The 11814-nt window shown below is 47.0% G+C and carries 11 protein-coding genes; 7 read left to right on the top strand and 4 right to left on the bottom strand.

Translation table 11 applies throughout. From position 1 onward, the window contains the following. Positions 1-30 precede the first annotated feature (30 nt). Positions 31-2067 (top strand): vWA domain-containing protein, encoded by a 2037-nt coding sequence (locus ACQ76X_RS22565; protein ID WP_438496024.1) that lies wholly within the window; start codon positions 31-33, stop codon positions 2065-2067. A 112-nt stretch (positions 2068-2179) separates the two neighbouring features. Here the strand turns inward: ACQ76X_RS22565 and ACQ76X_RS22560 are convergent, their stop codons facing one another. Further along, positions 2180-3133 (bottom strand): serine/threonine protein kinase, encoded by a 954-nt coding sequence (locus ACQ76X_RS22560; RefSeq protein WP_341378047.1) that lies wholly within the window; start codon positions 3131-3133, stop codon positions 2180-2182. A gap of 472 nt (positions 3134-3605) precedes the next feature. On the opposite strand from ACQ76X_RS22560, the gene ACQ76X_RS22555 reads away from it, so the two are divergent. From ACQ76X_RS22555 to ACQ76X_RS22540, 4 genes are read left to right on the top strand one after another with little or no spacing between them, the layout of a single operon-like run. Beyond that, positions 3606-4799, top strand: coding sequence for a serine hydrolase domain-containing protein (locus tag ACQ76X_RS22555; protein WP_438496005.1), 1194 nt, complete (start codon positions 3606-3608; stop codon positions 4797-4799). Then, positions 4799-5617, top strand: coding sequence for an ABC transporter permease (locus tag ACQ76X_RS22550; RefSeq protein ID WP_438496004.1), 819 nt, complete (start codon positions 4799-4801; stop codon positions 5615-5617). The genes ACQ76X_RS22555 and ACQ76X_RS22550 overlap by 1 nt, the downstream gene beginning before the upstream one ends. A 28-nt stretch (positions 5618-5645) precedes the next feature. Next, a complete protein-coding gene (locus ACQ76X_RS22545) occupies positions 5646-6428 on the top strand; it encodes an ABC transporter permease (protein ID WP_438496003.1) in 783 nt (260 codons plus the stop codon). Continuing rightward, entirely contained in the window at positions 6425-7429 is a 1005-nt protein-coding gene (locus ACQ76X_RS22540) for an ABC transporter ATP-binding protein (protein WP_438496002.1), read from the top strand. The genes ACQ76X_RS22545 and ACQ76X_RS22540 overlap by 4 nt, the downstream gene beginning before the upstream one ends. 580 nt (positions 7430-8009) lie before the next feature. Here the strand turns inward: ACQ76X_RS22540 and ACQ76X_RS22535 are convergent. From ACQ76X_RS22535 to ACQ76X_RS22525, 3 genes are read right to left on the bottom strand one after another with little or no spacing between them, the layout of a single operon-like run. After that, a complete protein-coding gene (locus ACQ76X_RS22535; RefSeq protein WP_438496001.1) occupies positions 8010-8843 on the bottom strand; it encodes a calcium-binding protein in 834 nt (277 codons plus the stop codon). A 54-nt stretch (positions 8844-8897) separates the two neighbouring features. Beyond that, positions 8898-9050: a hypothetical protein gene (locus ACQ76X_RS22530; protein WP_438496000.1), complete on the bottom strand. Its 153-nt coding sequence runs from the start codon at positions 9048-9050 to the stop codon at positions 8898-8900. 26 nt (positions 9051-9076) lie between these two features. Continuing rightward, positions 9077-9484 (bottom strand): RQC-minor-1 family DNA-binding protein, encoded by a 408-nt coding sequence (locus ACQ76X_RS22525; RefSeq protein ID WP_438495999.1) that lies wholly within the window; start codon positions 9482-9484, stop codon positions 9077-9079. A gap of 167 nt (positions 9485-9651) precedes the next feature. On the opposite strand from ACQ76X_RS22525, the gene ACQ76X_RS22520 reads away from it, so the two are divergent. Beyond that, positions 9652-10215, top strand: a complete 564-nt coding sequence (locus ACQ76X_RS22520; protein WP_342439362.1) for a hypothetical protein — start codon at positions 9652-9654, stop codon at positions 10213-10215. A 52-nt stretch (positions 10216-10267) separates the two neighbouring features. Next, the gene (locus ACQ76X_RS22515; protein WP_438495998.1) at positions 10268-11572 is read left to right on the top strand and encodes a TerD family protein; all 1305 of its coding nucleotides are present in this window, start codon (positions 10268-10270) and stop codon (positions 11570-11572) included. Positions 11573-11814: the final 242 nt, after the last annotated feature.

Raw genomic sequence — 11814 nt, 5'->3', positions numbered from 1 at the left:
TTTAGATCACTCAGGAAAATTGTAGTAGTGATGATACTGATTTCAGGTTGCTTGGCAGGGAACGGCGGGACTTCCAGCTACGCATCATCCGGCAAGAACTCTACCGCTTCCGCTTCGGCAGGAGGTCTGGATGCCATGTTTGTACTGGATGTCAGCTACTCCATGAATCAGACGGACAAGGACCGGATAGCCGATGAAGTTATCCGCATGTTCATGGATATGAGCGGGGGGCAAAAAACCAGGCTGGGCTTCGTGGCCTACAACGACCGGATTACTTCTTCTGTCCCGCTCACGGATATTACGTCTTCCGGCGCGCGACAGCAATTACGGAGCAAGATCGACAGCTTGAAGCGGACCGGCTACACGGATCTTGGCCTTGGACTACGGCGCGGCGCGGAACTGCTTGAGAAATCCCGGGCAAACGGCAGACAACCCTTCCTCATTCTTCTCTCCGACGGAGAGACGGACATTGGGAACAGCTCCGGTAAACGGACTTTTGCTGATTCTGCAAATGATGTGGATAAAGTCATTAACATGGCCCGAAAGTCAGGATACCCGATTTACACCGTCGGCCTTAATTATGGAGGCAAGGTTAATTCAAGTGAATTGGAGCGGATCTCAAGTGAAACGGGCGGTACCTCTTTTATTACCGGAAGTGCAGACGATTTGCCTGAAATATTTAACCAGATCTTTGCCAGTCAGATTCAATCCGTACTTACGTCCGTAGCAGCCGTTACAGCAAATGGCTCCCTTCAGGAAATCACCGTGGAGATTCCCAATTCCAGCATGGCTGACGCCAATATTATCATGCTGTCGGAGCATCCGGTAACGGAGGCCCAGCTCTATTACAAATCAAGCAATGTAAGCTTCATCCAATCGGATAAATACTCGCTGATGAAAATCGTCAAGCCGGTTAAAGGCAATTTCGTGCTGAAATTCCGCGGACATGCCGGTGATCTTGTCAAAGTCAATCTGCTTGGCAATTACAATATGCGTGCCGAAGCCGCCATATCCGGCGGACAAAAAGCCCTCAAAGGACAAGCCACTGTCTTCGAGGCTGCACTATACGGAATAAACGACGGTTCTAAAGTACAGGATACCGATATTTACAATCGGCTAAAAGCAGAACTGATCGTAACACCCAAAGAAGGCAAAGTTGAACGGATTCCACTAACCAATACGGGAAGCGGCTTTCAGGGCACCTACATATTTCCTAAATCAAATACATACCAATACCATATCCGTGTAGACGGTTCGGATTTCTACAGAGAAGGCAAGACTGCAGTCATCGAGATTAACAATCTGCCGCCGGTCGCTTTGAATAAATCCATTGATTTGTCCAAGGATGACGGAGCTGTTAAGCTTGAATTAACCAGCTACTTCGAAGATCCCAATAAGGATTCGCTTACTTATACCGTGGATACAGAACAAGGAGATCGGAGCCTGGCTCAAGCAGACATCAAAGATGGACAACTCTTATTGTCTTCGCTGCATACAGGAAAGTCCTATCTTTCAGTAACAGCCACTGATGATGAAGGCGCCAAAGTAACCGCCCGAATCCCTGTGCATATCACTTCCATGGTAGAAAAGATGCTGCGCATTGGCGTACTTTCCGTACTGTTGCTGATTGCTATCGGACTGCTTTACTGGTTCGTGCTGCGACCAAAGCCAGTATTTCGCGGCAGACTGGAGGGTTATTTCCTAAGTACTGCAAGCGGTACGGATATTCCTGTGACCCACTGGCCGATGACCTCGTTTCAACAGCGCAGGATGAATCTGGCTGAGTTGCTTAACATGATGGAGATCCGGGAACATGTTCCGGAAGCGGGGAATATCTGGTTCAAGGCCGGCAAGAATGAAACCTTGATCGTCCGGCATGATTCCCGATGCACCGTCGTACATGGGCGAACCCCTGTGGAGCGTGGCAAGCAGGAAGTGCTTGAATACAATGACCGGCTCTATATTACGTTCGAAGATGGTCTGACGGAGATTGAGATTCGTTATAAGGCCATTAAGCCAAAAACTAATATTTATGTAGGCCAGCAGAGGGATTCGGAAGCTATATAAGCTGTGGAGAATAACCGGGGGACTTGCGAATGCTGCTTCCAGGCAAAAGAAAAGTGACCCTCAAGTCAGGATCACTACCGGTTACCGCATGGGACAACCTTTAGAGGTTGTCCTATTTCTTTCCGGACGACAGATCCATCGCCGCCTTCCCAAGTACTGCTGTACCTTTCCACTTCCATAGAAAAGACTGAACTTGCAGTGCCCTCCTGAACTTGGCGAGTGACGGGCAACGTTGTTCCTGCCGCATGGCCAGGCCCCAATGAACTGTTCGCGACAGCCAGCGGCTGACTTCCGGATTCTTGGTCCTAACCGCAGGAATTTGTTCATCGAACAAGCGCAGCTTCACATCGGCAGGTGCTTCACCACAGAAGCAGTAATGTAATAGCGCAGCTAGACTGAATATATCAGACATCTCATTATGAGGTGACAATTCAGAGTAAAGCTCCAAGGGAGAGTAGCATGCTGATGTAAAGATTGTCTGCTTCTCCCCTTCCTTAAGCGGAAGACGGACAGCAGACCCAAAATCAATTAGCTTCGGAGTGCCATCCTCCATAATCATAATATTGGAGGGCTTGATATCCCGGTGAATAATGCCTTGAGTATGTATGTATTCCAGCGTCTCCACCAACGGCAGCAGGGTATGATTGATGAATAACGCGCGGTCAACCGCTCCACGTGCACTCAGCCACTTATCCAGAGATGTTCCCTGGCAGTATTCCATAATAATATATCCTGTCCCGTTAGCTTCCAGATGAGCAAGATACTTCAGAAGATGAGGATGCTTCAATTCAGAAAGAAGCTCCGCCTCCTGCATAAACGAATGCAGAAGCTCATCATATTTGTCCAGGCTATTCCCCAATCGAATTTCAACCGTACGCTTATCAGCTTTTCGCCGGGCCAGCACCGCCGGATAAAACTCCTTAATTGCGACAGGTTTCCCCGTCTCCTTTTCCCTTCCTAAATAGACGATTCCAAGCTCACTGCGAGATATTACTTTTTTGATCTGATAGACGCCATTCAGCAATGTGTTACGCGGCAAGGCAGAAGCATTTGATTTTCCGTCCACAGCCAGCCCTCTCTTTTGTTAGAATTCTATTAGACTGCATGCAAATCGAGTGAACATGAATATTGCATTATTCGTATATGATGTTTATCGACCGCTGTTGCTCAATTTTTTAATCAGTCATCAAAAAATCTAAAAATGTTGTCAAAAAGCTTTCGATCCAGCAATGAAACGGCATCTCTACCGGACAAGTCACATATATATTTATACCTTTTTATACGTCATTTTTGCAATCTTTTTCTTCTATGTAAATATCATCCTCTAACAAGATTCTTACACAACATATCACCCGGGTAAGTTTGGTTATATTCAAATTTGCCGTTGTAACATCCATACTCTGGAAATATACTTAAGTGGTATCGTGCTGAAAGCTATTACCATGCAGAGCGGCACGAACAGGCGAGTTCCTGTGAAAGCGCTTAGATAGATTAGGTACCCTTGCATGGTGCTAATAATTTCAAGGAGGCATATATGTATGCTGTTTACGCCAGGCATTACCGACTGTTCACCGGCAGAGGTAGGTTATGATACTTCGAGAATCGGGGTTTTGCACAACCACTTCCAGAACCTGATTGATCAAAATAAGATCCAGGCCGCAGCTTACTGCGTCTCAAGGTATGGAAAGACATTTATGCACGGTGCTATGGGACCGCTTTCGTTCCGGGAAGACAGGGCCGAGCCGCTTTTACCGACAACCGTTCATAATATCGCATCCATTACCAAAGCCGTTACCTCAGTAGCAATGGCCAAGCTTGTTGAGGACGGGATTCTCCGGTTTGACCTTCCTGTCAGCGCGTTTCTGGAGCAGTTTAACGTGGACCCTTTTAACAAAATCGATATCTACAGCCTTCTGACCCATACCTCGGGCCTGTTTCCCGACTGTGCGGGCAGCTTAATTCCCTATCATAAATCTTATTGGCAATTAATCGGTGAATATTTCGAAAAGTATAACCCTGAGAGTGGTGATCCGGACTGGATCACAGCCGCGCTGAGCTGCGGGGTCAATAAAAAAGTCGGCGAGGAATGGCAGTACTGCTCATTCGGCTTCTGCCTGCTCGGAGAAATCATCAAAAAAGTGACTGGCATAACTGCTGAGCAGTACATAGAAGGGCAAATCTTGAAGCCTCTTGGCATGAAGGATACCGTGTGGGAACTGACTCCGGAGCTAGCCGGACGCGCCATTATAAGAAACGAGAGACATGAGAAGCGGCTGAACGATCTAATTAACGGTAATCAGCCTGAAGTCTCTCCAGAGGAAAAGCTGTGGGATACAGTCTCCAGCACCGGCGGAGGCCTGGCCTCTACGCCAGCCGACCTCATCCGGTTCGCCAACATGCTCCTGGGCATGGGAACACTGGGCGATACCCGTATCGTCGGCCGCAAAGCGGTTGAGAAGATCACGACCCGCACCCTGTACGGGGTTCCCGATTATTGCTGGGATAACGATGTCAAAGACCGGAGCTATGGCATTGGACTAGATATGAGGAGAGGCCCCGCCTTCCTCTACTCTCCAACCAGCTATTTTCACGAAGGCGCTGGAGCCTGCTGCATGGCCATCGACCCTACAGAGCAGCTTACCGCTGTATGGTTTGTGCCTTTTACCGGTGATAATTGGTACGCAGAGGGCCTATTTAATGTAACTAATATCATTTGGTCTGGACTCACCTGATGAATAGCCTGCAACGCAAATGGCTTATTTGCCGAACGGTGGCGGAGGTAACCTACAAAGAGTGGAGTGCCTACCGCACTCATTCCATGGTGTCGATTATCGTCGGTCCTGTATATTTTATGGTGCAATATTTTATCTGGACGGCGGTATATGGAGATCATGCTTCGCTCGGCGGTATCGGACTCCCCCAAATGATCCGCTATTTCGGCGCTACTGCGCTTATCGGTTACCTGGTCATGGATTTTGCCGATTGGAACTTATCCATGCTTGTGCGCACCGGTAAATTCCTTACCTTTCATTTGCGCCCGATTCATCACCGTTCTTTCGCTTTGTTTCAAAAAATCGGGCATCGGTCTCTCGGATTGCTATTTGAATTTTTACCCTGCCTTTTGATCTTCATTTTTATTTTTGGAGTTGATATGCGGCCGGCAAGCTTTCCATGGATGTTTCTGTCCGTGCTACTTGCCTTTCTAATGATTTTTTATGTGAACTACATGATCGGCCTGACTTCATTTTGGCTTGTCCAGTCAGCTGGAATACGAAGCGCTTTTATGCTGGTGTCGGGTATTTTTTCGGGTGCGCTTATTCCGCTTGATTTTTTTCCGCACTGGCTTCAGGTGATCCAGTTCTTCCTGCCGTTCCAGTACATGGCCTACCTGCCTGCAATGGTTTTTACCGGCCATTACTCCCTTGGAGGCGTTGAGCTTTCCATTGAGCAAGCCGTGGGCATACAGGCGGCGGCCTTGTTAGTTACGTTCGGATTAAACGAGCTTGTTCGCCGTCTGGCCATGAAGCAGTTTACTGCTGTCGGCGCGTGAATGCCCCCATGAAAGGACAGTTTTTTACATGAAACGGTATCTGGATATTTACAGGCAGTGCATGTATTCTGCTTTGCAGTCGGCTGTGGCCTATCGTATGAATTTCATTATCAGCAGTCTGATCACCCTGGCCGGCAACATTCTGTTTCCGCTGGTGACCCTGCTTATTTACCGGGCGGGCACCAGCTTTCCCGGTTGGAGCTTGTTCGAGGTGTTGTTGATCCAGTCTGTATTCACCATGTCCAGCGGCCTTTCTAGCCTTATTTTCGGCGGCGTTCTCTGGACCACAATGTCGCATGTCCGTGAGGGAAGCTTCGAGGTTATTCTTATGAAACCGCTGAATCCGCTGTTTTTTATTGTTGCCACAACATTTTCTACCGAAAGTGTTGGCCTGTTTCTGGGCGGGGTTTCGCTATTCATATTCTCCGCTATGCATGTCGGCACCATTCCGGTCCTATTCTGGCTCCAATTTGCCGGGATGTTTATCGCAGGGACGGCGGTCCTGGCAGGATTATCTCTAATGATGGCCGCTATGTCCTTCAAATGGGTGGGCAACTCGAGAATTTCCGAACTTGCTGACAGTGTGCTGCACATTGGAAAATATCCGCTGCCCATATTTCCGAAGGCTGTCCAAGCTTTGGCCACGATGATAATTCCTGTGGGAATGGTAGGCTTCTTCCCTGCTTCCGCTCTTCTAGGACGGGTGCATGCCAGCGATTTCGCTGCTGTTCTGTCCTGCTTTTTATTTCTGGCGGCAGGAGTATGGATTTACCGGCATATGATCAGATTGTACGAGGGGGTAGGCGGATGATGCCGGTTATCGATGTGAAGCATTTGACTAAAACGTACAAAACCTATAAGCGGGGCACAGGTATGGGCCAGACCTTTAAGAGCTTCTTCCAGCGCGAAGAGGTCGTGGTCAACGCCGTCAACGATATCAGCTTTGCCATTGGGCAGGGAGAAATCTGCGGTATTCTGGGTCCCAATGGGGCGGGGAAATCAACGGCGATCAAAATGCTCTGCGGTGCGCTGTTTCCCACAAGCGGTGAAATTCAAGTTCTTGGTTATTCGCCTGCCCGGGACAGGAAGCGCTATGTCGGCAAAATCGGAGCCGTATTCGGTCAGAAATCCCAATTGATCTGGGATATTCCGCCAATCGACAGCTTCAACATGAACAAGGCAATCTACGGAATCGCCAATCAGGACTTTAAACGCCGTCTGGAAGAGCTGACGGGGATGCTGGATATTGCACATGTGATCGAAAAGCCCACACGAGTGCTGTCCCTTGGCGAACGAATGAAATGCGAATTCGTCATGGCTATGCTGCACCGGCCGGAGGTTTTGTTTCTGGATGAGCCGACCATCGGGCTTGATGTGATCGCCAAGGTCAAAATCCGCGAATTCATTCACCAGATGAACAAGAAGCATAATATGACGTGTATTCTGACCACCCATGATCTTGAGGATGTGGAGGAGCTTGCCCACCGGGTCATTGTCATTAACCACGGGGAAAAGGTTTTTGATGAATCGCTTCAGCAGCTGAAGCTTTTTCTGGGGGATAAGAAACGGGTCAGTTTTACTTTTGCAGAGTCTGTGCACAAAACCATCTTCGACAATGCCTACACCAAGGTGGTCGAGCGCCCGTCAGACTTTCAAATTACGCTTGAAGTGGATACGGCACTTATTTCAATCAGCGATTTTATTGAAGAAATCTCCAGGAAGCACCGGTTCTCCGACATTTCGGTCAAGGAACTGCCGATCCAGCAGGTGGTCATGAATATTTATGAGAATGCGGGTGGGGTGCCCGGCTAGCGGTTTGACTCCTGCTGGATCATATTACTGTAAGGCTAGAAAACATTTATATTCTTCCAATTCTATTTTTCTCAGCGCAATAAATACAGGCATTGTCAATACGATAATAAGTTCTGTGGGGTAGGCATTCAGCATATCGGTTAAACGTGGCGCAGGCACTTCGAACAGCAGTCATTGGATGTCGGACGCGGCCTGCAGCGCAATCGTACGTACATCTTAGGGTGTGAACATTGTTCAGATTTTTGGTTTATAAAGAGAGTATGGTTTGAACGCCTAAGAACTTTGTCCGTGGTACTGATGGAGGAGCCGGGCCAGTTGCAACGGACCGAGGTGCTCTTATTGTGAAAAAAAGCTATGTTTCGCCAAGCTATCGGACTCAGGTGCAGCTATTTAGTGTGATTCATGTTAAATACACGAGGTTGGGAAGCAATAAGTGCGGTACAGTCCGGTAGCTCGGCTAAATGCACCAAATATAGAAAATAGGAGCGATACAGTCCGAAGTGCCTTCTTCAAATTAGCCAAATCCTCTGAAAATTCTATTCGTTATCATCTTCCAAGCAAATGTCCACAGATACAAAACTTAAAATTGATAGCCCATACCCGTCCAATATACCCAATCTTCAATTGCCTCTGTAGTATCTTCATCCGGCTCAATCGGCTGCAGTTGAACCAAAGGTACTGCAAATTTACGATTCTGCCATTCTACTTGAACCCACATGCCGTCCAAACATTCGCTCTCAGGCGCCATTTGTATAACGGTAACTTGTTCACCACTTTTGAGTGGCGATTTATCCAAAGTCTGATTACATTTTGCCAAAAAGGGAAAGTGAATCTTGTCCTTTAGATAATAGTACCAACCCATTGCTTTTTCTTCCTCGTCATACGCATCTACAATAATTTCCATTACAATGCGTTCTTCCCGCTCAGGTTCTTCCGCTCTGTCATGTGCCTGAGTTTCATCCTCATCTTCAAAGCCGCCATATTGATCAGGTGCTTCACCTTTAGTCTCCATAATCAGGGGCAGTTTCTGGCCTGGCTTCAACTTTGTATCTCCAATATACTGGACGATAAAATGCCATTCATCGCCATAGTCGAATAAGAGCAGCAGCTTTTGTTTTGGAGTATGGAAAACTTTACTGATTTTTGCCCCCTTCAAACCGGGGAACTTCATCTTCTCCCCGATATCAGCAAACAACTCATAGCCCTTTTCAGAGCGCGTCCAGTTTTTGATATTGTCATAGAACCCAAAACCATGGTCCAGATCAAAATCAAAGGATTCGATAGTAACTACCGCAAGATCATATAAGGAAGACCCAGCAGCAATTGCAATTTTACGAAAAGGCCGTCCACGAACTGTCCCGTTCCAATCGCTTAAGGTCACTTTAAACAATTTAGCTTGATCATTTATTGTCATGTTTGCTCTCCTAAATGTATCAAAGTCGGCGCTCCACCAGCATACGCTGGCACATCACTTAATCTGGCCTTCTTTTAGCAAATACTGTACGGCACTTTGGAGTTCTGCCTGCACCTTCTTGTATTCTATGGCTTGCCAGGTTCTAAGCAGTGGTACAAAACGGGCATTGCCTGTCCCTTTGATCTTCTCAATCAGTAGAAGGATCATTCCGCGATTGCGATCCTTAAGCGTTTCTACATAAGAATAGTCATGCCCGTCCAGCAATGAGCCAAGCTTGAGCAGCAACTCCCAGCATATGTCTCACGTTCTATAGCCCACCCTTTTTCCGAAAAAACTATCAACGGCAATCTGTCGCTATATTCGATTTCCAGGTATCCCTTACGAATCATCCAGTCTATTCGGTACATAATATCTTCCAGATTCAAATCATGATAATAGCCATAGACGGGGGATAGCTGAAGCTCATGCTTTAGGACACTCTTGTCTTTAGAGCCTTTCAGAATTTTGGCGAGCAGGTTCCTCCCTCCAGTCATAATTAGTTCATCAGCAGCACGAAGGATGGCTTTGATCTCTTGGTCCGCCAGAGTGCGAATATCTCCAGAATCCAAATGAACTTTGACTTTCGGGCTTTTTTTGCCCATCACGTATCCTCCTCCCCATTGGGATGTACATGTACTTTTATACATTACCAAATTACTAAATCCGTTGTAAATAATAAAGGGGAAAATCCGCTCTCCCAAGATTCCCCATATTCTGCTATGCTAATATAATCACACAGAACGAAGAAGCAGGAGGCGCAAGTAGAATAATGGATGCATTTCAATATGAGCTTACTTCAGAGACTGCTATCAATCTGAAATATGAATATGGAGGTGAATACTTCACGTTCAGCCTGTATCGGGATGACAGGGGATGGGTTCTTCACCCTTTTGATGGTATGCTGCTGGGGAATCAGACGATGTGCGCTCTTGTCGTACAAGAGTTGTTCAAGCACAAGCCTTTTCAGGTAATGCTGGCGAAAGAAAGTATTCTCTTTTCCGATATACGTTCTACCGTTAACCTCGAGAATGTTAACACTCCGATTGCTGCACGCAATGAGCGGGAATCACACGATAGCCCGGCCGATGACATGATGGAATTTGTTGAGCAGCACACGGTTGAAGAGGTCATTGATTACGAGTGTGGGCTTATCGGAAGCCGCATTTCATTTTATAAGGAAATCCTGCAGCGTATGTTCATGGACAATCTGGGTCCTTCGGATCCGGAGTTCCAAAAGGTGCAGGATATTGTACGTATTTACGAACATTCCTTGGAGAAGCTATCCAGTCTGAACGGTCCGAATCTCGACGCCGGAAGACGTGGCAGATTCTAACCTACTTCAGGTATTGATCCAGCGCTACTAATTTTTTGAAAGGCTGATTCTAATGACATTTGATCTAATAAAGGGACAAAAATGTAATTTAACGAAAGACGAGCCTCTACTTACCCGTATTATAGTAGGAATGGGCTGGCACAATACCAGATCTGAGGTTGAGGTTGATTTTTCTGCTTTTTTGCTTACGCCGGCCCAGACAGTCTCTAAAGATGAGGATCTTATTTTTTATGGCAACCCTTCTACTTCGAACCAATCCGTAGCTGTATTGCTGTCCGATAAAAGAGCCTACGCGGGGTTAACCGACAACACCCAAATCGCTGTTGAGCTCCGGCAAATTCCTACGGACTACGAACGGATTGCATTTGCGCTAACGATTTATGAGGGTGAAAAGCGGCAGCAAAACTTCTCGCTACTGGACGATGCGTATTTACGGATTATCAACGCCGCTGATGGAACGGAACTTATCCGCTACAGGCTAGGTAAAGCTTTTTCTGTAGAGACCGCCATTGTCGCCGGAGAAATCTATAGATACAATAATGAATGGAAATTCAGCGCTGTGGGTTCCGGATATGCAGGAGGCTTAGCTGCCTTATGCGAAAGTTATGGAATAAAGGTTAATAACATAGTGCCGTCAGTTCTACCCTCTAGCCCAGTAATTCAATCGCAGCAGTCACCCTTTCCTCTCCCAGAGCTGCGGTCACGGCCTAAGGCGGGCAATTTGCCCCCCTCTTCACCAGCATCCCCTCCAGCCCCTCCTCTAGATCTCAATACCATCTTGCTTAAGAAACGCGGGGAGATGATCAATCTCCAGAAAGGGACTGAATCCCTGGGCGAGATACTGATCAATCTCAACTGGTATCAAAAAAAATCATCGGGCTGGTTCGGAAGTAAAGGTATCGACCTTGACCTTGGTTGTCTGTTTGAATTAAAAAATGGCATTAAAGGCTCTGTCCAAGCACTCGGTGAATCCTTCGGAAGCTTGAACAGACCACCTTATATCTCCCTAGACGGGGATGACCGCACCGGATCCATTGCCACGGGCGAGAATCTGCGGATTAATGGCCATTATCTTTCCGAAATCAGCAGAATTGTTATCTTTGCTTTCATCTATGAGGGAATCACGAACTGGTCGGAGGCTGACGCTGTTGTAACCATCAAGCAGCAGAGCGGACCGGAGATCGAGGTCCGGCTGGATGAGCATAACAACAATAAGGGTATGTGTGCCATCGCCATGATTCGTAATCAGAATGATGATACATTCAGCGTGGAGAGACTCGTAGAATATTTCGGCGGGCACCAGGAATTGGATCAGCATTATAACTGGAATCTAAGATGGGAAGCCGGTAGCAAATAGCGCTCTCTCCAGACGCAATGAGTTAGAGCTTCCTGTTTATAATTCTCCTATTACTCTTTTTCCAGCAACGCACCCATTTAGCTTAATGGATAATAGCCAGTTCTGTATTTTGTTCCTATGAGACAACTTGCTACTCTGTTCCTCTTGTGTAAATCATTCCTTCCGTTTATCGGAAGGAATGAACGTTAACGGAAGACTATGAATGGAGTCTAGCGCAACATACGAGTACTAATTGTTGATAC

This window comes from Paenibacillus sp. IHBB 3054 (genome assembly GCF_051594305.1).
In the GTDB taxonomy this organism is placed as follows: Bacteria; Bacillota; Bacilli; order Paenibacillales; family Paenibacillaceae; genus Paenibacillus_AQ.
This window is presented reverse-complemented; position numbering and strand designations above follow the sequence as displayed.